This window comes from Rubrivivax sp. JA1026 (assembly GCF_011065555.1).
Classification (GTDB): domain Bacteria; phylum Pseudomonadota; class Gammaproteobacteria; order Burkholderiales; family Burkholderiaceae_C; genus Rubrivivax; species Rubrivivax benzoatilyticus.
In genome coordinates this window covers 1-22,812 of record NZ_JAALCQ010000013.1, presented here as the reverse complement: position 1 = coordinate 22,812, position 22,812 = coordinate 1, and the positions used below count along the sequence as shown (strand labels likewise).

19 protein-coding genes, 2 tRNA genes and 1 pseudogene are annotated in these 22,812 nt (G+C 72.1%); 6 read left to right on the top strand and 16 right to left on the bottom strand.

The genetic code is table 11. From position 1 onward, the window contains the following. Positions 1–110: 110 nt before the first annotated feature. The gene (locus G5B56_RS18825) at positions 111–485 is read left to right on the top strand and encodes a hypothetical protein (RefSeq protein ID WP_009855344.1); all 375 of its coding nucleotides are present in this window, start codon (positions 111–113) and stop codon (positions 483–485) included. Here G5B56_RS18825 and G5B56_RS18820 read toward each other — a convergent pair whose 3' ends face one another. Genes G5B56_RS18820 through G5B56_RS18805 form a run of 4 tightly spaced genes read right to left on the bottom strand, consistent with a single transcriptional unit; the run spans position 486 to position 6,395 of the window. Beyond that, positions 486–1,490: an ABC transporter ATP-binding protein gene (locus G5B56_RS18820; protein WP_164964228.1), complete on the bottom strand. Its 1,005-nt coding sequence runs from the start codon at positions 1,488–1,490 to the stop codon at positions 486–488. Between the two features lie 10 nt (positions 1,491–1,500). Further along, complete coding sequence (locus G5B56_RS18815) at positions 1,501–3,183, bottom strand: iron ABC transporter permease (RefSeq protein WP_206023555.1); 1,683 nt, start codon at positions 3,181–3,183, stop codon at positions 1,501–1,503. Beyond that, positions 3,170–4,195: a Fe(3+) ABC transporter substrate-binding protein gene (locus G5B56_RS18810; RefSeq protein WP_009855341.1), complete on the bottom strand. Its 1,026-nt coding sequence runs from the start codon at positions 4,193–4,195 to the stop codon at positions 3,170–3,172. The genes G5B56_RS18815 and G5B56_RS18810 overlap by 14 nt, the downstream gene beginning before the upstream one ends. 19 nt (positions 4,196–4,214) lie before the next feature. Further along, the gene (locus G5B56_RS18805; protein WP_164964227.1) at positions 4,215–6,395 is read right to left on the bottom strand and encodes a TonB-dependent receptor domain-containing protein; all 2,181 of its coding nucleotides are present in this window, start codon (positions 6,393–6,395) and stop codon (positions 4,215–4,217) included. Between the two features lie 272 nt (positions 6,396–6,667). On the opposite strand from G5B56_RS18805, the gene G5B56_RS18800 reads away from it, so the two are divergent. Then, positions 6,668–7,087 carry a hypothetical protein gene (locus tag G5B56_RS18800; protein ID WP_164964226.1) on the top strand — a complete coding sequence of 140 codons (420 nt, stop codon included), beginning with the start codon at positions 6,668–6,670 and terminating at the stop codon, positions 7,085–7,087. Positions 7,088–7,202: 115 nt separating this feature from the next. Here the strand turns inward: G5B56_RS18800 and G5B56_RS18795 are convergent, their stop codons facing one another. The 9 genes and pseudogenes from G5B56_RS18795 to uvrC form a co-directional block, all read right to left on the bottom strand. Beyond that, positions 7,203–8,549, bottom strand: coding sequence for an anaerobic C4-dicarboxylate transporter (locus G5B56_RS18795; protein ID WP_009855338.1), 1,347 nt, complete (start codon positions 8,547–8,549; stop codon positions 7,203–7,205). Between the two features lie 272 nt (positions 8,550–8,821). Further along, positions 8,822–9,394 (bottom strand): mechanosensitive ion channel domain-containing protein, encoded by a 573-nt coding sequence (locus G5B56_RS18790; protein WP_009855337.1) that lies wholly within the window; start codon positions 9,392–9,394, stop codon positions 8,822–8,824. Between the two features lie 455 nt (positions 9,395–9,849). Further along, positions 9,850–9,925, bottom strand: a tRNA-His gene (locus tag G5B56_RS18785). 40 nt (positions 9,926–9,965) lie between these two features. Continuing rightward, positions 9,966–11,873 carry a SurA N-terminal domain-containing protein gene (locus G5B56_RS18780; RefSeq protein WP_009855336.1) on the bottom strand — a complete coding sequence of 636 codons (1,908 nt, stop codon included), beginning with the start codon at positions 11,871–11,873 and terminating at the stop codon, positions 9,966–9,968. Positions 11,874–12,000: 127 nt separating this feature from the next. Further along, a tRNA-Val gene (locus G5B56_RS18775) sits at positions 12,001–12,076 on the bottom strand. A gap of 9 nt (positions 12,077–12,085) precedes the next feature. Then, a pseudogene (locus G5B56_RS18770) lies at positions 12,086–12,373 on the bottom strand (HU family DNA-binding protein); the annotation flags it as partial. Positions 12,374–12,484: 111 nt separating this feature from the next. Beyond that, positions 12,485–13,048, bottom strand: coding sequence for a CDP-diacylglycerol--glycerol-3-phosphate 3-phosphatidyltransferase (pgsA, locus tag G5B56_RS18765; RefSeq protein WP_009855334.1), 564 nt, complete (start codon positions 13,046–13,048; stop codon positions 12,485–12,487). Positions 13,049–13,092: 44 nt separating this feature from the next. Beyond that, complete coding sequence (locus G5B56_RS18760) at positions 13,093–13,572, bottom strand: hypothetical protein (protein WP_009855333.1); 480 nt, start codon at positions 13,570–13,572, stop codon at positions 13,093–13,095. After that, the gene (gene uvrC / locus G5B56_RS18755) at positions 13,559–15,586 is read right to left on the bottom strand and encodes an excinuclease ABC subunit UvrC (RefSeq protein ID WP_206023554.1); all 2,028 of its coding nucleotides are present in this window, start codon (positions 15,584–15,586) and stop codon (positions 13,559–13,561) included. Before uvrC ends, G5B56_RS18760 begins: the two co-directional genes overlap by 14 nt. Before the next feature lie 35 nt (positions 15,587–15,621). Between uvrC and earP the strand changes: the two genes are divergently transcribed. The 3 genes from earP (at position 15,622) to mnmC (ending at position 19,380) form a co-directional block, all read left to right on the top strand. Continuing rightward, positions 15,622–16,641, top strand: coding sequence for an elongation factor P maturation arginine rhamnosyltransferase EarP (gene earP, locus G5B56_RS18750; protein ID WP_164964225.1), 1,020 nt, complete (start codon positions 15,622–15,624; stop codon positions 16,639–16,641). 123 nt (positions 16,642–16,764) lie between these two features. Continuing rightward, positions 16,765–17,319 carry an elongation factor P gene (gene efp / locus G5B56_RS18745; RefSeq protein ID WP_009855330.1) on the top strand — a complete coding sequence of 185 codons (555 nt, stop codon included), beginning with the start codon at positions 16,765–16,767 and terminating at the stop codon, positions 17,317–17,319. Between the two features lie 141 nt (positions 17,320–17,460). Then, complete coding sequence (mnmC, locus tag G5B56_RS18740; RefSeq protein ID WP_164964224.1) at positions 17,461–19,380, top strand: FAD-dependent 5-carboxymethylaminomethyl-2-thiouridine(34) oxidoreductase MnmC; 1,920 nt, start codon at positions 17,461–17,463, stop codon at positions 19,378–19,380. Here mnmC and G5B56_RS18735 read toward each other — a convergent pair whose 3' ends face one another. Further along, positions 19,381–19,569: a hypothetical protein gene (locus G5B56_RS18735; protein WP_009855328.1), complete on the bottom strand. Its 189-nt coding sequence runs from the start codon at positions 19,567–19,569 to the stop codon at positions 19,381–19,383. It abuts the gene before it with no gap. 114 nt (positions 19,570–19,683) lie between these two features. Continuing rightward, positions 19,684–20,346: a ribose-5-phosphate isomerase RpiA gene (gene rpiA, locus G5B56_RS18730; protein ID WP_164964223.1), complete on the bottom strand. Its 663-nt coding sequence runs from the start codon at positions 20,344–20,346 to the stop codon at positions 19,684–19,686. Positions 20,347–20,402: 56 nt separating this feature from the next. On the opposite strand from rpiA, the gene G5B56_RS18725 reads away from it, so the two are divergent. Beyond that, a complete protein-coding gene (locus G5B56_RS18725) occupies positions 20,403–21,443 on the top strand; it encodes a quinone-dependent dihydroorotate dehydrogenase (protein ID WP_164964222.1) in 1,041 nt (346 codons plus the stop codon). A 1-nt stretch (position 21,444) separates the two neighbouring features. Here G5B56_RS18725 and G5B56_RS18720 read toward each other — a convergent pair whose 3' ends face one another. After that, positions 21,445–22,668 (bottom strand): LanC-like protein, encoded by a 1,224-nt coding sequence (locus G5B56_RS18720; RefSeq protein WP_164964221.1) that lies wholly within the window; start codon positions 22,666–22,668, stop codon positions 21,445–21,447. Positions 22,669–22,812 lie beyond the last annotated feature (144 nt).

The following is a 22,812-nucleotide window of genomic DNA, read 5'->3' as shown; positions in this document are numbered from 1 at the left end:
ATCGTGTTCATCACGGCCGCGAGCATAAGCGCGCGCCGGGCACGGCCATGCGCCGCCGGCGCGGGCTGCGCTACGCTCGCGGCCCTCGCCGCCTCCGACACGTCACCGCCTTGAGCAGCACCGCCCGCCCCGCCGATCCCGCCCGCCCCGAACGCTGGCACCTGGACGCGGGCGACCGCGCCGACGCGCTGCTCGTCGTGCCCGCCGACGCGCGCCGCGAACGCCGCTTCGAGATCTCGGTGGCGATGAGCGTGCGTCCGCGCGCCGACGCGCACGAGCCCTGGCACGCGCTGCGTGTGCTCGCCGACGGCGAGCTGCAGTGGTCGCGGCGCATCGCCACCGACCCCGCGGGCCGCTACGACGGCCTGGACTTCCGCTTCCGCCGCAGCGTGCCGGTCGGGCGCGAGCTGCGGCTGCAGGCCTTCGTCGAATGCGGCGGCGCCGAGCGCCTGCGCCTCGTCATCGAGGCCGACGAAGAGACCTGATCAGCCCGCCGGCACGAGGCCGACGACGGTGCCGACCTCGTGCGCGCGCCCGGTGTCGCCGTGCACCAGCACCCGCGTCGTGTCGGCGAGCACGAGCTCGTACTCGAAGTGGCTGCCGCGGAACATGCGCACGGCCACCGTCGCCGGCACCCCGCCGTCGTCGACCAGGCGCAGCGCCTGCGGGCGCAGCAGCACGCGGGTGCCGTCTCCGTCGCCGAAGGCCGGCGTCGCCGCGTCGTGCCGGCCCAGCACGGTCTGCCAGCCCTCGGCGACACGCCGCGCCGGCAGCAGCACGCCGCTGCCGACCAGCGCCGCGACCTCGGGCGTCGCCGGACGCCGGTACAGCTCGAAGGCGTCGGCCCACTGGCACAGCCGGCCGCCGGCCATGACGCCGATGCGATCGGCCATCGCGAAGGCCTCGGGCTGGTCGTGCGTGACCATCAGCGCGGTGGCGCCGGCCTGGCGCAGGATGCTGCGCAGCTCGCGCGCGATCGACTCGCGCAGCCCGGTGTCCAGGCTGGAGAACGGCTCGTCGAGCAGCAGCAGCGCCGGCCGCGGCGCCAGCGCGCGGGCGATCGCGACACGCTGCTGCTGGCCGCCGGACAGCTCGTGCGGCCAGCGCTGCCGCATCCCGTCCAGGCCGACCAGCGCCAGCATCTCGGCAACGCGCGCGCGGCGCTCGGCGGCCGCCAGCCCGCGCAGCCCGAAGGCGACGTTGCCCTCGACGTCCAGATGCGGGAACAGCGCGTGCTCCTGGAAGACCATGCCGACGCCGCGTTCACGCGCCGGCAGCTGGCGTTCGGCCGTCGCGACGACGCGCCCGTCGAGCAGGATGCGGCCGGCACGCGGCGCCTCGAAGCCGGCGATGGCGCGCAGCAGCGTCGTCTTGCCGCAGCCCGAGGGCCCCAGCAGGCAGCCGATCTCGCCGCGCGCCAGGGCCAGCGAGGCCCGCTGCACGACGTCCGTCGCGCCATAACCCAGGGTGAGGTGTTCGACTTCGAGCATCGTGAGCGACTCAGGACGGGGTTCGGGACGAGGGCCGGCGTTCGGTCTGCATGACCAGCAGCGCCACCGGCAGCAGGCCGACGAGCACGATGGCCAGCGCCGGCAGCGCCGCCTGCTGCCACATCGACTCGGAGGTCAGCTGGAACACGCGCACGGCCAGCGTGTCCCAGCCGAAGCTGCGCGTCATCAGCGTGATCGGCATCTCCTTCATGACGTCGACCAGCACCATCAGGAAGGCCGCGAGCAGGCCGCCGCGCAGCAGCGGCAGGTGCAGCCGGCGCAGCGTCTGCCAAGGCGTCTGGCCCAGCGAGGCGCAGGCCTCCTCCTGGTGGCGGCTGACGCGCTGCATCGCGCTGTCGGTGGCGTGGAAGCCCACGGCCATGAAACGCGCCGCCAGCGCCAGCAGCATCGTCGCCAGGCTGCCCTTGAGCAGCGCCAGCGGCTCGACGCCGAAGGGTTTCAGCAGCGCCAGCAGCTGCTCGTCGAGCCAGGCGATCGGCACGAACACGCCGACCGCCAGCACCACGCCGGGGAAGGCGTAGCCGACGACCGCCAGCCGCACCAGCCAGGCGGTGGCGGCGTCGGCATGGCGGCGGCGGATCCACGACAGCAGCAGCGCCAGCACCGTGACGGCCAGCGCGGTGGCGCCGGCCAGGCGCAGCGTGTTCCAGGCGAAGCCCCAGTAGCGCGCGTCCAGGTCCTCGCGCCAGACTTGCAGCGACCAGGCGACGATCTGCAGCATCGGCACGACGAAGGCCGCACCGAGCACCGCCGCGCAGAACGCGGTGGCCAGCCAGCGCGCGCGCGGCCCGAGCGCGCGCCGCGCATCGCCGCCGGCCGCGGCGTCGAAACGCTGCGCCTGCCGCGAGCGCTGCTCGGCGGCGACCAGCACCAGCACGACGAGCACCAGCAGCGAGGCCAGTTGCGCCGCCGCACCCAGGTCGTGCAGGTCGAACCAGGCCTTGTAGAGCGCGGTCGTGAAGGTGTCGACGTTGAACACCGCGACGGCGCCGAAGTCGGCCAGCGTCTCCATCAGCACCAGCGCCAGGCCGGCGCCGATCCAGGGCCGCGCCATCGGCAGCGCCACGCGCCACAGCGCGCCGGCCGGCGAGCAGCCCAGCGTCTGCGCCGCCTCCAGCGCACGCCGGCCCTGGGTCAGGAAGGCGCCGCGCGCCAGCAGGTAGACGTAGGGGTAGAAGGCCAGCACCAGCACCAGCGTCAGCCCCCAGAAGCTGCCGCGGATCTCGGGGAACCAGCGGCTGCTGCCGAAGAGCTCGCGCAGCGCCGTCTGCACCGGGCCGGCGTACTCGAACAGGCCCATCTGCACGAAGGCCAGCACGTAGGCCGGGAAGGCCAGCGGCAGCACCAGCGCCCAGGCGAAAACGCGCCGGCCGGGGAACTCGCACATCGCCGTCAGCCAGGCCAGCGGCACGCCGACGGCGAGCACGCCGACGGCCACCAGCGCCATCAGCAGCGCGGTGTTGGCCAGCACGCGCGGCAGCACGTGCTGCCACAGATGGGCCCAGGTGTCGGCCTGCGGCGCGAGCGCCAGCACCAGCACCGCGCCCAGCGGCAGCAGCGTCAGCAGCGCGATCGGCAGCGCGGCGAGCGCGCCGCGCCAGGGCAGATGCCGCGTGCGGTGCGCCGCCGGCGCGAAGGCCGGCGGGTTCAGGCCGCGTTCAGCGGTAGCCAACGCGGTCGAGCAGGCGGATCGCCGCGGCCTGGCGCGAGCCGATGTCGGCTGCGTTCAGCGGGCTCGCCTTGAACGTGCCCCAGGCCTGCACGATCGGGTCGGCCTCGGCCTTCGGGTTGATCGGGCTCTCGAAGGTGCCGTGCGTGTAGTCGCGCTGCACGCCCTGCGAGGACAGCCACTCGAGCAGCTTGCGCCCGCCCTCGGGGTTGCGCGCGTGCGTGGTCACGCCGCCGCCGGACAGGTTGACGTGCGCCCCGCCCTCGCCTGCGCCCTGGTTGGCCCAGAACAGCTTGACCTTGGCGTTGAACTCGGGCTCGCGCGCCAGGATGCGGCCGTAGTAGTAGGTGTTGGCGATGCCGACCTCGCACTGCCCGGCCTCGATCGCCTTCAGCAGGCTGTTGTCGTTGGTGAAGACGTCGGTCGCGAGGTTGGCGACCCAGCCGCGCGCGATCTCCTCGGCGCGGGCCTCGCCGTGCTTGGCGATCATCATCGCCACCAACGACTGGGTGTAGGTCTGCTTGCCGGTGCGCAGGCAGAGCTTGCCCTTCCACTTCGGCAGCGCCAGGTCCTCGTAGGTCGACAGCTGCGCCGGCTGCACCTTGCCGGCGGCGTAGAAGATCGTGCGTTCGCGCTGCGACAGCCCCCACCAGCGGCTGCCGGGGTCGCGGAAGCTGGCCGGCACGTTGGCGTCCAGCGTCGGCGACTGCAGCTTGCGCAGCAGGCCGCGTTCGGCGGCGTTCCACAGGTTGCCCATGTCGACGGTGATCAGCACGTCGGCCGGCGAGCTGGCGCCTTCGGCGGCCAGGCGCTCGGTGAGCGAGCCGCCGCGGTCGGTCAGCAGGTTGATGCGCACGCCGGTCTCCTGCGTGTAGCGGTCCAGCGTCGGCTTGAGCAGCTGCTCGATGCGCGACGAGTAGACCGTCACCGGCTGCGGCGCGGCCTGCGCCAGGGCCTGGCCGGCCGCGGCGAGCGCGACGGCGCCGACGGCCAGCGTCGTCTTCCAGTTCTTCATCGTTTCTCCTGGTGGGGGATCAGAACGTCAGGTTGGCGCCGACCCAGAAGGTGCGGCCCGCGGGCGCGGTGCCGCGCACCGAGCTGGTCGACTTGTAGTAGGGGCTGCCGAGCACCTCCTGGCCGCTGGTGTTGGTCCAGGCGCGGAACTCGTCGAAGTCCTTGTCGAGCAGGTTGTGCACGCTGGCGCTCAGCGTCAGCGTCTTGGTCGGCTGGTAGCTGCCGCCCAGGTGCCACAGCGAGTAGCCCTTCAGGTCGCCGAGCGCGGCGTACTCGAGCGCGTCGTTGCCGGCCAGTGCCGAGGTCTTGCCGTCGAAGCGGCGGCTGTCGCCGCGGTACTCGCCGCGCAGCCAGGCGCTCCAGCGATCGCTGGCGTTCCAGCGCAGCTGGACGTTGGCGACGTGCTCGGCGGTGTCGCTGAGCTTGCCGCTCTCGACACCGTTGACGATGGCCTCGCTGTCGGTCCAGGTGTAGTTGGCGGTCAGCGCCCAGCGTTCGGCCAGCGCCAGCCGGCCGGCGAGCTCGACGCCCCAGGTCTTGCCTTCGTCGATGTTGATCGCGTAGGTGGCGCCGGGGTTGGCGCTGCAGCTGGAGATCCAGTCGACGCTGCAGCTGCCGCCGCCGCTGCTGATGCGGTCCTTGATCTTGTTGCGGAACAGCGTCACCGAGCCGCCCCAGGCCTTGCCGCCGTCGTAGAGCGCGGCGAGTTCGGCGCTGCGGCTGACCTCGGGCTTGAGGTTCGGGTTGCCGATCGCCAGCACCGTGCCCTGGCCGCCGATGCCGGAGACGCCGTCGATCAGCTGGTTCAGGCGCGGCGCCTTGAAGCCGCCGCTGATGCCGCCCTTGAGCGTCCAGCCCGGCGCCGCGTCCCAGACGAGGTAGGCGCGCGGGCTGAACTCGCCGCCGAAGGCGTCGTGGCGGTTGTAGCGTCCGCCCAGCGTCGTCGTCAGGCCGTCGGCGAGCTGCCACTCGTCCTCGGCGAAGACGGCCCACATCGTCTGCTCGTGGTCCTCGGGCAGCAGGCTGTCGTGGAACTCGGCCTTCCACCACTGCAGGCCGGTGCTCAGCACGTGGCGCTCGCCGAGCGGGCTGACGAGCTTGGAGTCGAGCACGACGTTGGTGGTCTCGAGCTCGCGGTCCTGGCCGATCTCGGGGCTGCCCGCCGGGCGCGAGGCGCTGGGGATCGTGCGTCCCAGGGTCTCGGTGACGCTGCGGGTCAGGCTCGACTTGAGCAGGCCGACAGGCAGGCGGCTGGTGTGGCCCAGCGCGACCTGGTCGCGGTTGAAACGCAGCTCGTCGCGGTAGCCGACGGCGGTGGTGGTGGCCGCGCCGGTGGCGCAGTTCAGGTAGTCGACGCCGCCGAGGCGGCAATCGGCGTTGTCGTAGCGCGTGCGCGCCTGGTCCAGGTCCAGCCAGACGTCGTGGCCGGCGCCGGGAGTCAGCGTCAGCTTGGCGCCGACGCCGGTCTGCAGGCTCTCGCCGGGGCGCGGGTCGCGGGCATTGCCGCGGCTCCAGATGCGCTCCGAGGCGTTGCGGTCGTAGACGTTGCCGCGCAACTGCAGCCCCAGCGTGTCGGCCACCAGCGGGCCGCTGAGGTAGACGTCGGCCTTGCGCTGCAGGCCTTCGTCACCGGCCTCGGGCACGCCGAAGGTGACGCCGGCGCTGCCCACCCATTGGCGGCCGACCTTGCGCGTGATGATGTTGACGACGCCGCCCAGCGCGTCCGAGCCGTACAGCGTGGACATCGGGCCGCGGATGATCTCGATGCGCTCGATCGCCGCCACCGGCGGCATGAAGCTGTTGAGCGCCGCGCCGAAGCCGTTGGGCGTGACGTCGCCGGCGACGTTCTGGCGCCGGCCGTCGATCAGCACCAGCGTGTACTCGCTGGGCAGGCCGCGGATGCTGATGTCCAGACCGCCGGTCTTGCCGGTGCCGCCGCGCACGTCGACGCCTTCGACGTCCTGCAGCGCCTCGGCCAGGTCGCGGAACTGGCGCGTCTGCAGATCCTCGCGCGTGATCACCGTGATCGACGCCGGCGCCTGGCGCAGCTCCTGCTCGAAGCCCGAGGCGGTGACGACCAGCGTCGGCAGCGAGCCGGTCTCGGGGGAGGCCTGGGCGTGTGCGGCGGCCGCGCAGGCGGCGATGGCAGCGGCGGCGGTCAGGCGGTGCCGGCAGCAGCGTTTGACGGAGACCTGGGACATGCGCTTGTTTCCTGTGGCGTGGTGTTGACGTCGAGCCGATGCCCGACTGGAAGCTTGTGCGGATTATCCCTATTGAATGTTGTTGAGAATCATTCGCCTTTCGCTTCGTCGTGCCACTTGCCAGCAGACGGTTGGCCGTGTAATGCGCGCGCCAGCCACCACCGGCAGCCTCGATCCGGGGAGGCGACGGCCGCGGACCACGTCGACACACCACACTGGCAGCGGCGGGAGGCAATGCAGGCTGCGGCGCCGCTGCCAGCCGGAGGACGAGGATGACGAAGCAGGCCCGGATCGCGTTCATGCTGGCGGCATGCGTCTGGGCCACCGCGGTGCCGGCCGACGGACGCCGGACCAGCCCGCCACGCCCCCGCCAGGCGGCTTCGCCATCCCGCGACGAGCCCTTCTATGCCGCCTACGCCCGCGACGCGCGCGAGCTGACGCCGCCGCAGCGCGCGCAGCTCATCGTCAAGCCGGACGCGATGGCCGAGCAGGCGGGGGGGCGGTTCGCCCAGGCCGACGTGGCGCGGCGGCGGCAGCAGGAGTTGCTGCTGCTGAAGGAGCGCAAACGGCCCGCCTACGCGCTCATCGTCGCCGCGCTCGGCTCGCTGCGCGGGCGGCGGAGAACCTCTTCCTGCTGCGCTACCGCGCCAGCTCGCCGCTGCGGGCGGCCCATGCGCCGTCGGTGGCGCTGACCGTCAACGGCACGCAGTTCACGATCGTCATCGCCGACACCGACCGCCTGCTCGCGGCCGCCGTCGGCATCCTGGGCGCGGCCGCCGGCGACCTGCTCGGCGCCGCGCACGGCCGTCAGAGCAGCCCGCGCGCCTCGGCCAGCAACCAGCCGGCCACGCAACTGGTACCCACGCCGATCAGCCCCGGCAGGATGAAGCTGTGGTTGACGACGAAGCGGCCGATGCGTGTCGTGCCCGAGCGGTCGAACTGGATCGCCGCGAGGTCGCTCGGGTAGGTCGGCAGGATGTAGTAGCCGTAGCAGGCGGCCGCAAAGGCCACGACGTAGCCGGGAGGCACGCCGACCGACAGCGCCACCGGCACCAGCGCGCTGATCGCCGCGGCCTGCGAGTTGACGAGCTTGCTGACGAGCAGCAGCGCGATGGCATAGGTCCAAGGATGCTCGCGCACCATGCCGGCCAGGCCTTCCTTCAGCGAGTCGATGTGCGCGTCGAACATCGTGTCGGCCATCCACGCGATGCCGAAAACCGCGACGACGGCCACCATGCCGGCGCGGAAGACCTCGTTCTTGGACACCTGCGAGGCGTCGGTGCGGGTGGCGAGCAGGATCAACGCGCCGGCCAGCAGCATGAACATCTGGATCGTCAGCACCATTGACAGCGGTTTGCCGCCAACCACCGGCCTCAGCGACTCCACCGCCCCGAGCAGCGCGACGACGGCGATGGCACCGACGAAGATCCACATCGCGACCCACTGTCCGCGCTCGAGCGTCTTGCCGATCAGCGTCGTGCCTTCGCCGTAGACCCGCGCACGACCCTCGGGCGTGGCGATCAGCGCCTGGAACTCGGGGTCGCGCTCGAGGTCCTTGCCGCGGAACCAGCTGAAGGCGCCGATCGCGAGCACGCCGGCCAGCGTCGACGGGATGGTGATCGACAGCAGCGTCGCGAAGTCGATGGCGTGGCCGGCCACCGGCACCGCGGCCATGAAGGCCACCAGCGAGACCACCGCCACCGACACCGGGCTGGCGATGATGCCCATCTGGCTGGCCACCGAGGCCGCGGCCATCGGCCGTTCCGGGCGCACGCCGTTCTTGATCGCGACGTCGTAGATGATCGGCAGCATCGTGTAGACCACGTGGCCGGTGCCGCACAGCATGGTCAGCGCCGCGGTGGTCAGCGGCGCGACGACGGACACGTAGCGAGGGTTGCGGCGCAGCAGCTTCTCGGCGGCCTGCAACAGCACGTCCAGCCCGCCGGAGGCCTGCAGCGTCGCCGATGCGGCGACGACGGCGACGATGGTCAGCATCACGTCGACCGGCGGCTTTCCGGGCTTCAGGCCGAAGCCGAAGACCAGCACCACGACACCGATCCCGCCGAGCAGGCCCAGCGCCAGCCCGCCGCGACGCGCGCCGTAGAAGAGGCAGACGAGGATCAGCGCCAGCTGAAGCACAAACGAGAGGTCCATGGGCAGGGCACCGAGGCGAGCGGCGCCTGGAAGATGACTTGAACGACGATAAGCGCGAACTGCGGGTTGCCACCGATTACCCACTGGACTCGACACCGGATTGAGCGCGCTTGACGGCGACGCCCTCGGCCGCCGGGCGCAGGCCCAGCGCGCCCTGCAGCGTGATCCCCGGAGTCGCTGACGTCCTTGGAGCGGTTCAGGTCGAGACGGAGCGCGCCGCCAACAGCGGCGGCTCCGTGGCGCTCTGGAGCACGCGCTGCGCCGGGTGCCGCTCAGCCGGCAGGTGGCCAGCGCCGCAGCGCGCGCTGAAAGAACAGGCTGTTGGGCAACTGCAGCCGGGCGTGGCTGCCGTCCGCGGCCGTTTCGATCAGCGTCGTGTAGACGAGGTTGATGTCGTCGACCTGGCCCTTGAAGCCGGGCTTGTCGCCGGCTTCGACCAGTTCCACCAGGTCGCCGGGGCGAAAGGCGCGCGTGGTGAAGATCAGCAGCGCGCAGAACAGGTTGGACAACACGCTCCACGCGGCAAAGAAGGCCACGGCTCCCACCGCCGCGAAACCGGTGAAGGCCGTCCACAGCACGCTGCCGGACACGCCCATGCGTTCCAGCGACCACAGCAGCGCGCCGGTGTAGACGAGCAGCGCGATCACCCGGCGCGCCGGCACGAGCAGCGTCGTCGGCAGCGCGTAGGCCTGCGCCAGCCGGCGCAGCAGGCGGCGCAACAAGCGCATCAGCAGCCACGCCGCCAGCAGGATGGCCGCCACCTGCGTGCCGAGCACCAGCGTCTCGAGGCCGCCACCGGCCCAGGCCGGCAGCCGCGCGAAAAACATCGAAAGATACTTGTCCATAGGGCCGCGATGATGGCGACCCCGTCTCGACCGTCGACGCATGGCCCGACCGGAACAGGGGACGCTGGCCGCCTCGTCGGCGCCGCGCCGAGGCGCACCGAGGCGAGGCGATGCGCAGCGCCTGCCGGGGATCGATCAGGTGATCGACGGCCTCCGCATCCTCGGCGATCGCGAGCGGGACACCCCTGACCGTGCCGTTGAACGCGTTGCCGGTCGGCCCGTAGTCGGGAGAGACCGGGGCCATCGTGGCCTGCCATCGTCGCGGTCCCGTGGCCGGTCTTCGGGCCGAAGCTGATGCAAGCCCGCTGGAACAGCGGTGCGCGGGCACGCCACGTCCGCCGGGGGCGTCGTGCTCGTCGAGGCTGGTGGCGAGCCAGGTCCGGAACAGCCAGCGGCCGTTCTGCCCGCGGAAAGGAAAAAAGGCCCCGAAGGGCCTTCTTTCTCGAACATTTTTTTGGGGTGGCTGATGGGACTCGAACCCACGACGACCAGAATCACAATCTGGGACTCTACCAACTGAGCTACAGCCACCGCAGCAAAGAAAAGAGAGTATAGCGCGAAAGCGCCGGTTTCAAGGCGTAGTCGACTTGGCCGCAGCCTGAACTGCCGCTTCCTTGATCTCGGCCTTGGTGCGGCGCTTCAGCGCGTCCAGGTAGGCCAGCGCCTCGGCGGTGGCCCAGGTCTGGGCGAGCTGCTGCTGCAGCATCGCGTCGGTGGCCGGATCGGCCTCGCGCTGCAGCACCTTGGAGACGCGCACGACGGCGTAGCCCTGGCTGCCCAGGTCGACACCGACGATGGCCGGCAGCTGCTTGGTGTCGGCACGCAGCACGGCGTCGATGACCGCACGCGGCGCGCCCTGCGGCTGCGCACGCGACAGCGTCAGCGAGATCGGCAGCGCCTCGTTCGGCGACTTCTTCAGCGCCTCCAGGCGCTTGGCGCCCTCGGCCTTGGCCAGCGCGGCGGACTTCTGCGCGACGACCGCCTCACGCACCTGGTCGCGCACCTCGGCCAGCGGCAGCGTGCGCGCCGGCGAGTGCGTGACGATGCGTGCCGACACGAGCTGGTTCTGGCCGATCTCGACGGCGTCGGTGTTGCGCTTGTTGCGCACCACGTCGTCGGAGAACACGGCGTCGAGCAGCTTGGCCGAGGCCAGCGCGCCGCTGGCGCCCGGCGCCGGCTGGCGCAGCACGGTGGCGGTCTGCTTCTGCAGCTTCAGCTTGTCGATCACCGGCTGCAGGCTGTCGGACTGCTCGTAGACGGTGTTCGTGAAGGTCTCGGCGGCCTCGGCGTAGCGCTTCTGCGCCAGCGAGCGGCGAACCTCCTGCTCGATCTCGGCGCGCACCGTGTCGAAGGCCTTCTTCTGGCCGCCGCGCAGGCCGGTCAGCGTGATGACGTGATAGCCGAAGTCGGTCTCGATGACGTTGCTGATCTCGCCGGTCTTCATCGCGTAGACGGCGTCCTCGAAGGGCTTGGCCATCATGCCGCGGCCGAAGAAGTCGAGATCACCGCCGCGCGACGCGGAGCCCGGGTCCTGCGAGTTCTTGCGCGCGACCTCGGCGAACGAGTTCGGCGACCGGCGCACCTCGGCCAGCAGCTGCTCGGCACGCGCCTTGGCGGCCTTCTTCTCGTCGGCCGGCGCCGACGGGTCGACACGGATCAGGATGTGGCTGGCGCGGCGCTCCTCGGCCTGCGTGTAGCGGCTGGCGTTTTCCTCGTAGTAGCGGCGCAGGTCTTCCTCGGGCACCGCGACGTCCTTGGCGAGCGCGGCCAGGTCGAGCACGACGTACTCGATCTGCGCCTGCTCGGGCGCGCGGAACTCGCCCGAATGGGCCTCGTAGTAGGCCTGCAGGTCGGCATCGCCCGGCGTCGCCTGGGCACGGTAGGCGGCCGCGTCGAAACGCTGGATCTGCACCTCGCGGCGCTGCAGCAGCGCGTCCAGCGACGTCGCGGCGACGGCCGGCGGCGTGAACGAGGACTGGGCCACGGCGCCCAGCACCTGCTGCATGCCGAACTCCTGGCGCAGCTGCTGCTCGAAAGCCTCGACGCTCATCCCCTGGGCGGCCAGGATCTCGCGGTTGACGCTGCCGTCGGGGTTGCGCAGGCCGGCGAACTGCGGGTCGGTGACGAACAGCCGCTGCAGGCGCGCGTCGTCGGGCACGAGGTGGTACTGGCGCGCGGTGGCCATCAGCACGCGGTCACGCACCAGGCCGTCCAGCGTCTCGCGCTTCAGTTCGGGGGTCTCGAGCAGCTTGGGGTCGAGCTCGGGGCGCTGGCGGCGCAGGCGCTCGATGTTGTTCTGGTGGGCGGCGTCCCACTCGGCGCGCGAGATCGCCTGGCCGCCGACCTCTGCCACCGTCACCGCGCCGCCTTCGGTGAAGCGGCTGTAGCCCTGGACCCCGAAGAAGATGAACGACGGGAAGATCAGCAGCACCAGGATGCCCAGCACCAGGCGCGAGTGGTTGCGGACGAAATCGAACATCGTTGTGTGGGGTGGGGGCCGTGGACGGCGGGAGCCGGAGCCCTGAAGCAAAAGAAGGCGAACCGCGGTTCGCCTTCCGGGGCCGGCGCAAGCCGCGGGATTCTATGCCGCGGCCATGGCCGTTTTCTGGTGGGTGCTGACGGGTTCGAACCGCCGACCTACGCCTTGTAAGGGCGCCGCTCTACCGACTGAGCTAAGCACCCGGCTGGACTTCAGCCGAGCAGGTCCTTCAGGGCCTTGCCCGGACGGAACTTCGGAACCTTGGCGGCCTTGACCTCGATGGCCTCGCCGGTGCGCGGGTTGCGGCCGGTGCGCGCGGCGCGCTCCGAGACCTCGAAGGTGCCGAAGCCGGCGATCGCGACGCTGTCGCCGTTCTTCAGCGCGGTCTGCACGCCTTCGAGCGCGGCTTCCAGGGCGCGCGTGGCCGAGGCCTTGGACAGGTCCGCCTGCTGGGCGATGTGGGCGATCAGATCCGTCTTGTTCACGTCGTTTTCCTCGTGTGTTTCGTTCGGGTCGCCGGCCCGGCCTCGTGGGACGGGCGAGCGGCAAGGCCGCGGATTATGGTTCAGGCGCGCCGGACGCCGTCCAAGCGCCGACACCCGGCGCGGTCTTCAGCGCACCTTGGCACGGATCTCGGGGATCGCACGCTGCAGGTAGTAGACCATCGACCAGACCGTCAGCACCGCGGCGATCCACATCAGCCACGAGCCCCAGACACGCGTGTCCAGGCCGAACACGCGGCCGTCGTAGAGCAGGAACGGGATCGCGACCATCTGCGCCGTGGTCTTCAGCTTGCCGAGCATGTGCACGGCGACGCTGCGCGACGCGCCGATCTGCGCCATCCACTCGCGCAATGCCGAGATCGCGATCTCGCGGCCGATGATGATCAGCGCGACGAAGACGTCGGCGCGGCCCAGGTGCACCAGGATCAGCAGCGAGGCGCAGACCAGGAACTTGTCGGCCACCGGGTCGAGGAAGGCGCCGAAGGCCGAGGTCTGGTTGAGCTTGCGCGCCAGGAAGCCGTCGAGCCAGTCGGTGGCGGCGAAGAACACGAACATCACGGTGGCCGCGAGGTTGCGTGTGCCCCATTCGAGAGGCAGGTAGTACACGCCGATGATCAGCGGGATCGCGGCGATGCGCGCCCAGGTCAGCAGCGTGGGGACCGTGAAGAACATCGGTGGATCGTACCGAAAGCGGCGGACGCGGACTTGACGGCGGTTCAGTCGTCCAGCGTGCGGGGCTTGAAGCGCCGCTCGTCGTCGAACAGGAACACCTCGGTGAAGGCCCACGGCCGGGGCAGGTGCGAGACGTCGCCGAAGGGCGCGGCACGGCGCACCGCGTCGATCGCGAGCTGCGTCGTGTCCTTGGCCTGCGAGGGCACGCGCCGCACGTGGATCTGGCGCACGCGGCCGTCGTGCTCCAGCTCGACCTCGAGCACCGGGATCGCCAGCAGCGGCTGCGACACCGGGCCGAGGTAGCTGCGCTCGGGGTTGGCGGCGACCAGGCGCTCGGCAGCGCGACGCCGGTACTCGTCCCAGCTGCGCGCCGGCGGCAGCGGCATCGTGCCAGGCGCCGCCGCCGAGCTCGGCGGCACGGGTTGCAGCGCCGGCTTCGGCGTCGGCTTGGACGCGCAGCCGGCCAGCGCCGCGGCCGCCGCGATGACGCTCGCCAGCCAGCCACGGGAATCAGTGAAGCGCACGGTAGATCTCCTCCGCGAGGTCGTGCGAGATGCCGTCGACCGAGGCCAGGTCCTCGACGCTGGCCGCGGCCACGCCGCGCACGCCCCCGAAACGTTGCAACAGGCGCGAGCGCTTGCGCGGCCCGACGCCGGGAATGTCCTCGAGCTTGCTGCCGCCGGTGCGCACGCTGGCGCGGCGCGCCCGCATGCCGGTGATCGCGAAGCGGTGGGCCTCGTCGCGGATCTGCGCGACGAGCATCAGCGCCGCCGAGTCGTGGCCGAGGTACACCTTCTCGCGGCCATCGGCGAAGACGAGCTCTTCGAGGCCGACCTTGCGGCCTTCGCCCTTCTCGACGCCGACGATGATGGACAGCGGCAGGCCGAGCTCGGTGAAGACCTCGCGCGCCATCGACACCTGGCCGCGGCCGCCGTCGACCAGCACCAGGTCGGGCAGGCGCGCCGTGCCCTTCTTCGCCGGCGCGGCGGCCTCGTCGGCGGCGCCGTCCTGGGCGTCCTGGCGGCGGGCCTCGGCCAGCCGGGCGTAGCGCCGCGTCAGCACCTGGCGCATCGCCGCGTAGTCGTCGCCGCCGGTCACGCCCTCGATGTTGAAGCGCCGGTACTGCGCGCTCTGCATCGCGTGGGCCTCGTAGACCACGCAGGAAGCCTGCGTCGCCTCGCCGGCGGTGTGGCTGATGTCGAAGCACTCGATGCGCAGCGCATCGGGCTCGACGTCGAGCTCCAGTGCCTCGACCAGCGCGCGTGTGCGCTCGCGCTGCGAACCTTCCTCGGCCAGCAGGCGCGCCAGCGCCAGTTCGGCGCCCTTCTCGGCCAGCTCCAGCCAGATGCGCTTCTGCTCGCGCGGCTGCTGCGTGGCGCGCACACGCACGCCGGCGGCCTCGGACAGCGTCTCGATCAGTTCCGGGTCCACCGGATGGCTGGTGACGAGCTGCGGCGGCACCGCCTGGCCGAGGTAGTGCTGGGCGATGAAGGCCTCGAGCACCGCGGTCTCGGGGCTGGGCGCATCGGCGCGTTCGTCGGCCTCGGTGGCGCTGAGCGCGGCGCCGTCGTCGACGTGGGTCGGGAAGTAGGCGCGGTCGCCGAGGTGGCGGCTGCCGCGCACCATCGCCAGGTTGACGCAGGCGCGGCCTCCGGCCACGCGCACGGCGAGGATGTCGACGTCCTTGTCGCCGGCCGACAGGCTGCTGGCTTCCATCGCCTGCTGGTGCAGCACGCGCGACAGCGAGCCGATGCGGTCGCGCACCGCGGCCGCCTTCTCGTACTCGTAGGCCTCGGCGAAGGCCATCATCTGCGCCTGCAGGTCGGCGACGACCTCCTGCTGCTCGCCGAGCAGGAAGCGCTCGGCGTCGTGCACGTCGCGGGCGTAGTCGTCCTTGGAGACGAGGCCGACGCAGGGGCCCGAGCAGCGCTGGATCTGGTAGAGCAGGCAGGGCCGCGAGCGGTTGGCGAACACCGTGTCCTCGCAGGTGCGCAGGCGGAAGACCTTCTGGATCAGCTGGATCGTCTCCTTGACGGCCCAGGCGTTCGGGTACGGCCCGAAGTAGCGGTGCTTGCGGTCGACGGCGCCGCGGAAGTAGGCGACACGCGCGCAGCTGGCGGCCGTCAGCGCCCCCGCCCCGTCGGCGGAACGCGTGCCGGTGATCTTCAGGTAGGGGTAGCTCTTGTCGTCCCGGAACAGGATGTTGAACTTCGGGTTCAACGTCTTGATCAGGTTGTTCTCGAGCAGCAGCGCCTCGGCCTCGGTGCGGACCACCGTCGTTTCCAGCCGCGCGATGCGCGTGACCATCGCGCCGATGCGCGTGCCGCCGTGGTCCTTGTGGAAGTAGCTGGAGACGCGCTTCTTCAGGTTGCGCGCCTTGCCGACGTAGAGCACGCCGCCGGCGGCGTCGAAATAGCGGTAGACGCCGGGCAGGCCGGGCAGCGCGGACACTTCGGCCAGCAGGCGCTCGCGGACGGCATCGGGCGCGGCGGCCGGGGCGGCATCAGGAACGGCGGGAGACTCGGGCTCGGGGATCACGGGCCCTATTGTCGCGGCTGCCGATAATCCGGCCGATGCGAGCCTGGACCTGGGACCTGTTCTGCCGCGTCATCGACAACTGGGGCGACGTCGGCGTCTGCTGGCGCCTGGCGCGTGACCTCGCCGCACGCGGTGCACGCGTGCGGCTGTGGATCGACGACGCCAGCGCGCTGGCGTGGATGGCGCCCGCCGGCACCGGCGGTGTCGAGGTCGGCGCCTTCGACGCCGCAGCTGAACCCGGCGACGTCGTCGTCGAGGCCTTCGCCTGCGACCCGCCGCCGGCCTTCGTCGAACGCATGGCCGTGCGCACGCCGGCGCCGGTGTGGATCAACCTCGAGTACCTGAGCGCCGAGCCCTGGGTCGAACGTGTGCACGGCCTGCGTTCGCCGCACCGGTCGGGGCTGACGAAGTGGTTCTTCCACCCCGGCTTCACGTCGGCCACCGGCGGCCTGCTACGCGAGCCCGGGCTGCTGGCCGAGCACGCCGCGTTCGACGGCGACGCCTGGCTCGCGGCCCACGGCCTGGCGCGGCGCGACGGCGAACGGGTCGTGACGCTGTTCTGCTACGACAACCCGGCGGTGCCGGCGCTGCTGGACGCGCTGGCCGCCGAGCCGACGCTGCTGCTGCTGACACCCGGCCACGCCCAGCGGCTGGTGAGCACGACGCCGCCCGGCTTGCGCAGCGCCGCCCTGCCCCACCTGCCGCAGCCCGAGTTCGACCGCCTGTTGCGCGCCTCGGACCTGAACTTCGTGCGCGGCGAAGACTCGCTGGTGCGCGCGCTCTGGGCCGGCCGGCCCTTCGTCTGGCACATCTACCCGCAAGAGGACGGCGTGCACGCCGACAAGCTGGACGCCTTGCTGGCGCGCATGCCCGCGGTGCCGGGGCTGGCCGAGTTCTGGCGCGGCTGGAACGGTCTCGGGCCCTGGGCGCCACTGCCCGAGGCCGGCGTCTGGGCCGCCGCGATGGCCGCATTCCGCGACGGACAAGCGTCGCGACTTGATCTGACCGGCGCTCTGTGGCAGTTCGCACGAGGCAAAGCCGGCCCCGAATGCTAGAATCAAGGGCTTTGCGCAAACGGGCCCGTCGGGCTCGCCCAGTTCTACACCGGTGATGGAGCGGCTGCCCGGCAGCGCTCGCCGGGGATCAACCAGCCGCGGGGGCACGCCCCGCTCGACGCCATGAAACTCGCTCAGGAAATCCGCGCCGGCAACGTCATCATGCAGGGCAAGGACCCGATGGTCGTGCTGAAGACCGAATACAGCCGCGGTGGCCGCGGTGCCGCCACGGTCCGCATGAAGATGAAGAACCTGCTGAACGGCGGCGGGGCCGAAGTCGTCTTCAAGGCCGACGACAAGATGGACCAGATCATCCTGGACAAGAAGGAGTGCACGTACACGTACTTCGCCGATCCGATGTACGTGTTCATGGACCCGGAATACAACCAGTTCGAGGTGGAAGCCGAGAACATGGGTGACGCCATCAGCTACCTCGAAGACAACATGCCGGTGGAAGTCGTCTTCTACGACGGCAAGGCGATCTCGGTCGAACTGCCGACCACCGTCGTGCGCGAGATCATCACCGAGCCGGCCGTCAAGGGCGACACCTCGGGCAAGGTCATGAAGCCGGCCAAGATCGTCGGCACGGGCTTCGAGATCTCGGTGCCGCTGTTCGTCGAAAACGGCGACAAGGTCGAAATCGACACCCGCACCCACGAGTACCGCAAGCGCGTCTGACGCGTATTCGCTCCTGACCGAGGGCACCGCGAGGTGCCCTTTGTCGTTGCTGGGGCATCATCGACGCATGGCCTTCGACTTCGACGCGGCGGTCTCGGCGCCGTCGCGCATGACGCGGCAGGCCGGGTTGTCCAGACACGCATGAAGACCGAACCCGTCGTCCCGGCGCGCATCGAGTTCGACACCGCCGGCCTGCCGCACGCGCCGGACTTCGGCGACGTCTACCACGCCCAGGTCGGCGCCTTCGAGCAGGCGCGGCACGTGTTCCTGGCCGGCAACGGCCTGCCCGGGCGCTGGGCCGGGCAGCGGCGTTTCGTCATCGCCGAGACCGGCTTCGGCCTGGGCAACAACTTCCTCGCGACCTGGGCCGAATGGCGCGACGACCCGGCGCGCTGCGCGCAGCTGGTCTTCGTCAGCGTCGAACGCCATCCGCCGACACGCGCCGACCTCGCGCGCGCGCTGCGCGGCTCGCCGCGGCCGGAACTCGCCGCCGAACTCGTCGCCGCCTGGCCGCCGGCGACACCCAGCCTGCACCCGATCGACTTCGACGGCGGCCGCGTGCGCCTGCTGCTGGGTTACGGCGACGCCGCGGCGCTGCTGCCCGAGCTGCGCCTGGTGGCCGACGCGATCTACCTCGACGGATTTGCGCCCGGCCGCAACGCCGCGATGTGGTCGGCGACGGTGTTCCAGGCGCTGGCGCGGCTGTCGGCGCCGGGCACGACGGCGGCCACCTGGAGCGTCGCACGCGCGGTGCGCGACGGGCTGGCAGCGGTCGGCTTCGAGCTCGAACGCCGCGCCGGCATCGGCGGCAAACGCGAGATCAGCGTCGCACGCTACGCGCCGCGTTACCTGCCTCCTCCGCCGCCGCGCGACGCCGCGGCCGTGCCGACGGCGGCCGACGCGGTCGTCGTCGGCGCCGGGCTGGCCGGCGCCGCGGTCGCGCAGGCGCTGGCCGCCGAAGGGTTGGTGGTGACGGTCTTCGAGCGCCGCGCCACGCCGGGCGCCGAGACCTCGGGCAACCCGGCCGGCATCTTCCACGGCACGGTGCACGCCGACGACGGCCCGCATGCGCGGCTGCTGCGCGCCGGCGCGCTGCTGGCCACGCGCACTTACTCGCCGCTGTTCGACGCCGGCCGGGTGCCGGGCTCGACGCGTGGCCTGCTGCGGCTGGACAGCGGGCCGGTGGACGCGATGCAGGCACTAGCCGCACGCGCCGGGCTGCCGGCCGACTGGGTGCAGGCACTCGACACCGACGAGGCCTCGGCGCTCGCCGGCCTTGCGCTGCCGTCACCGGCCTGGTTCTATCCGGGGGCCGGCTGGTGTTCGCCGGCAGCGCTGGCGGCGCACTGGATGACGACACCCGGCGTGCGCTTCGTCGGCGGCACCGAGGTCGCGCGCCTGGAACGCCGCGCCGACCGCTGGCGCCTGCTGGACGCCGCCGGCGGCACGCTGGCCGAGACGGCGATCGTCGTGCTGGCCAATGCTTCAGACGCCGCGCGCCTGGCAGCGCCGTGGATGCCCGAAGCCTGCGCCTGGCCGCTGCAGCGGGTGCGCGGCCAGGTCAGCGCCTGGACGGGCCCACGCGCGCCGCTGGCGCTGCCGGTGGCCGGCGGCGGCTACGCGCTGCCCGGGCCGGACGGCGGCGTCGTCTTCGGCGCCAGCAGCCAGGCCGGCGACGAAGACCCGGCACAGCGAGCCTCCGACCACGCCGAGAACCTCGCCAAGCTGAAGCGCCTGACCGGGCTGGAGCCGCCGGCCGACGCACGACCCTGGCCCGGCCGGGTCGGCTGGCGTCTGGTGGCGGAGGACAGGATGCCGATCGTCGGCGCGCTGCCGGCGGTGCTGCCGGCGCATCGTGCCGAGCAGCCGCGGCGCTGGCCGCGGCACGAGGGGCTGATGGTCTGCACCGCGCTGGGCAGCCGCGGCATCACGCTGGCGCCGCTGGCCGGCCGGCTGGTGGCGGCGATGGCCACCGGCGCGCCGTGGCCGCTGGAGCAGGACCTGGTGGACGCCGTCGACCCGGCGCGTTTCGCGGCGCGCGCGCTGCGGCGCCGGGGCTGATCAGTCTTCGCGCTGGCCTTCGGCGGCCGGCGGCGGGGTGTCGGCGGAGCCTTCGCCCGTCTGGGCCTGGTTGTCAGGCGCGTCGTCGTGCTGCGACGGGCTGGCCTTGCGCGAGGCCTTCTCTTCCTTCTTGCGCTTCTTCGCGAGTTCTCGCTGGCGCTTTTCGAAGGCGTAATTGGGTTTGGCCACGGGCGGTCCTTTGATCAGGGGGCGCCATTATGGAGCCGCGCACCGGGCGCGGGCTCCGCAATGGCGCGGGTTTGAGAAGGGCCAAGCTCGACGCCCGGCCGCCCTCGGGAACGGTCAGAAACGCAGCGTGCGCACGCCTTCGGCGGTGCCCAGCAGGCACAGGCTGGCCTTGTGGCGAGCGAAGATGCCCACCGTCACGACGCCCGGCCACTGGTTGATCTCGGTCTCCATCGCCAGCGGGTCGGCGATCTTCAGGCCGCGCACGTCGAGGATCGGCTGGCCGTTGTCGGTCGTCACGCCCAGGCGCAGCGTCGCGGTGGCGCCCATCGCCTCGAAGCGACGCGCGATCTGCGGCGCGGCCATCGGGATCACCTCGACCGGCAGCGGGAAGCGCCCCAGCGTGTCGACGAGCTTGCTCTCGTCGGCGATGCAGACGAAACGTTCGGCCAGGTCGGCGACGATCTTCTCGCGCGTCAGCGCCGCGCCGCCGCCCTTGATCATGTAGCCGTGGTGGTCGATCTCGTCGGCGCCGTCGACGTAGACCGGCAGCGGCCGGTCCAGCGCCGCGGCCTCGACGACCGGGACGCCGTGGCGGCGCAGCCGTTCGGTGCTCTGCACCGAGCTCGACACCGCGCCGGCGATGCGGTCCTTGATCTTCGCGAGCGCGTCGATGAAGTGGTTGACCGTCGATCCCGTGCCCACGCCGACCAGCGCGCCCGGGACGACGTGCTCGATCGCCGCTTGGGCGACCAGGGCCTTGAGTTCGTCCTGTGTCATGGGCGCCGATTATCCGCGCCGGCCGGGCGCGACACCGTTTGCGACAATCGCCGCCCATGTCCCTGCTGCCCTACGGCCTGGCCCGCCGCTTCCTCTTCGGCCTCGACCCCGAAGCCGCCCACGACCTGACGATCTCCGGCCTGGCCCGGCTGCAGGACACGCCGCTGCGCTGCGCCTGGAGCGAGACGCGCATCGACGACCCGGTCACCGTCGCCGGCCTGCGTTTCCCCAACCGCGTCGGCCTGGCCGCCGGGCTGGACAAGAACGGCCGCTGCATCGACGCGCTGGGCGCGATGGGCTTCGGCTTCATCGAGGTCGGCACCGTCACGCCGAAGCCTCAGCCGGGCAACCCGAAGCCGCGCATGTTCCGCCTGCCGGAGGCCGAGGCGCTGATCAACCGCATGGGCTTCAACAACGACGGCCTGGCGGCCTTCGTCGCCAACGTGCAGCGGGCGAAGTCCTTCCGCGCCGGCGGCGGCATCCTGGGCCTGAATATCGGCAAGAACGCCGCGACGCCGATCGAGCGCGCCGTCGACGACTACCTGATCGGCCTGGACGGCGTCGCGCCGCACGCCGACTACGTGGCCGTCAACATCTCCAGCCCGAACACGAAGAACCTGCGTGCGCTGCAGAGCGACGAGGCGCTGGACGCGCTGCTGGGCGCACTCGCCGCGCGCCGCGACGCACTCGCCGGGACGCTGGGCCGGCGCGTGCCGATGTTCGTGAAGATCGCGCCCGACCTCGACGAAGCCCAGGTCGACGTCGTCGCCGCGACGCTGCGCCGGCACGGGCTGGACGGTGTCATCGCCACCAACACGACGATCTCGCGCGAAGCCGTGCAGGGCCTGCGCCACGCCGAGGAAACCGGCGGCCTGTCCGGCCGGCCGGTGGCCGAAGCGAGCAACCGCGTCATCCGCCGCCTGCGTGCGGCGCTGGGCGCGGGTTTCCCGATCATCGGCGTCGGCGGCGTGATGGCCGCCGAGGACGCACGCGCCAAGCTCGACGCCGGCGCCGATCTGGTGCAGATCTACACCGGGCTGATCTACCGCGGCTCCGCGCTGGTCGGCGAAGCGGCGCGCGCGCTGGCGCGCCGCTGATTCAGAACACGTCGAGCAGCGGCAGCCGGGCGCGCCCGGCCAGCGCCTCGGCCAGCCCCCAGGCGACGCCCAGGTCGCCGGTCCACAGCGACGGCCGGCCGCGGCCGTAGTGCTCGCGTGCCGCTTCCACCTGCGCCGCGGCGTGGGCCAGCATCGCCAGGCCACGTTCGCACCAGCGATCGTCGCCGCTGCGCTCGGCCAGGCGCAGCAGCGCGAGCGCGTTGCCGGCGGTGCCATGGCACAGGCTCGGGCCCTTGTTCAGCGGGCCGGCGAGCCAGACCGCTTCGCCGGCGGCGAGCAGCAGTCCGTCCCACTCGGACGTGCGCGGCGCGTCGGCCAGCCGGGCCAGGATGCCGGGCGAACCGTGGCAGTCCTGCAGCAGCGGCAGCCGGCCGGCGACCCGCGCGGCGTCGATCATCGGGTGCCAGTTCCAGGCGCCGGCCTGCTCGCCTTCGCCATGCAGCGCGGTCGCCGCCAGCGTCGTGTACGCGCCGTCCAGCAGCGACGCAACCGCGGCCTCGGGCACCAGGCGGCGCGCACGCAGCGCCAGGTAGACGTTGCCGGCCAGCCCGTGACCGGCACCCAGCCAGCGCACACGGCGGCCGTAGAGGTCCTGTTCCCAGATCGGCGTGCCGGTCTCCGGGTCGGAGATCCGGGTCGCCAGCAGCTTCGCGACCGCCGCTTCGGCCAGCGAGCGCCAGCGTGCGCTGCCCTCCTGCTCGGCCAGGTGCACCGCGGCCAGCGCGCTGCCCGGAAAGCTCCACAGCGATTCCAGCGACGGGTGGTCGAGCTGCGCCGTCAGCAGCGCCTCCAGCCGGTCCAGCGTCGCGGCGTCTTTCGTCACCTGCCAGGCCAGCAGTTCCAGCCCGGTGTCGCCGAGCCAGAACGAGCCGCGTTCGTCGGGCTTGCGCGTCGCGGCGTTGCGTTCGACGAGGCCGTCGAGCAGGCGGTCTTCCAGCGCCCGGCGCTGCGGCGAATCGGCGATCGCGCCGTCCTGCACCAGCCGGCGCAATGTCCACAGCACGCCGCCGGCGCCGTCGTAGAGCGCGTGGCGGTGGTCGTCGGGCGACTCCGGGTCGTCCAGCGGGTGGGCGGGCCAGCCTAGCGCGTCGGCCTCGTCCAGCGCCGAGGCGACGATGCGCGCCAGCGACTGGCGGGCCGCGGCCTCGGACCAGGCCGCCGCCAGCGGCTCGTGGCGCGAAGGGTCGAGAAGAACCACGCTCACTGGAGCACCCTACGGCCTGGCGGCCGGTCCCGCCAGGCGGGAATGAGCCCCGGACAAGTCCTGAGGGCTCACTGGGGCACCCTACGGCCTGGCGGCCGGTCCCGCCAGGCGGGAATGAGCCCCGGACAAGTCCTGAGGGCTCAC